Source organism: Streptomyces sp. FH025 (assembly GCF_017427025.1).
In the GTDB taxonomy this organism is placed as follows: domain Bacteria; phylum Actinomycetota; class Actinomycetes; order Streptomycetales; family Streptomycetaceae; genus Kitasatospora.
This window is the reverse complement of sequence record NZ_JAFLNG010001217.1, coordinates 1-1,096: the sequence shown is the minus strand read 5'-3', so window position 1 is coordinate 1,096 and position 1,096 is coordinate 1. Positions and strand designations below refer to the sequence as shown.

Here is a 1,096-nt window from a genome sequence, read left to right as displayed (position 1 = left end):
GTCACCCAGCCTGGTGCCCGTCCCATGACCCTCGACCACATCCACATCGCCCGTGGACAGGCCCGCGTTGGCCAGGGCGGCACGGATCACCCGCTGCTGCGAGGGACCGTTCGGCGCCGTCAGACCATTGGAGGCGCCATCCTGGTTGACCGCGGTCCCCGCGACCACCGCGAGCACCTCGTGCCCGAGCCGCCGAGCGTCCGAAAGCCGCTCCAGGACCAGGACGCCGACGCCCTCGCCCCAGCCCGTCCCGTCCGCGGACTCCGCATACGCCTTGCAACGACCATCCGCCGCCAGACCGCCCTGGCGCGAGAAGTCGATGAACGTCCCGGGCGTCGACATCACGTTCACGCCGCCGGCCAGCGCCAGCGAGCTCTCACCCGAACGCAGCGACTGACACGCCAGATGCAGCGCCACCAGCGACGACGAACACGCCGTGTCCACCGTCACCGCCGGACCCTCCAGCCCCAGCGCATACGCCACCCGACCCGAGGCGACCGAGCCCGTGCCGCCTGTTCCGAGGTACCCCTCGACCTCCTCCGGCACGAAGTGCGAAGGCAGGTAGTCGTGGTAGAAGAGCCCGGTGAACACACCCGTCGCGCTGCCCCGCAGCTCCGTCGGGTCGATCCCCGCGTCCTCCAGCGCCTCCCAGGACGTCTCCAGCAGCAGGCGCTGCTGCGGATCCATCGCCACGGCCTCACGCGGACTGATCCCGAAGAACTCCGCGTCGAACTCCCCCGCGTCGTAGAGGAATCCACCCTCCCGCGAGACGCTCTTGCCGACCGCCTCAGGGTCCGGGTCGTAGACGTCCGTCGCCCAGCCGCGGTCGGACGGGAACTCGCCGATGGCGTCCGATCCCGACCTGAGCAGTTCCCAGAACTCGGTGGGGGACGACACTCCTCCCGGGAACCGGCACGCCATCCCGACGATGACCAGGGGGTCGTCATCCAGCGGTGTACGGCCCGATGCCGGGACCACGGCACCCACCGATGCGGAAGGGCCCTCACCGGCCAGCTCGGCCAGCACGAAGTCGGCCAGGGCCGCCGGGCTCGGGTAGTCGAAGACGGCGGTGGCGGGCAGTCGCAGGCCCGTGGCG

General features: G+C 71.2%; 1 protein-coding gene. It reads right to left on the bottom strand.

All coding sequences use genetic code 11. The features are described from left to right. Nucleotides 1-1,096, bottom strand: a 1,096-nt coding sequence (locus J0670_RS38520; RefSeq protein WP_243438117.1) for a type I polyketide synthase, incomplete at both ends; no start/stop codon positions are given.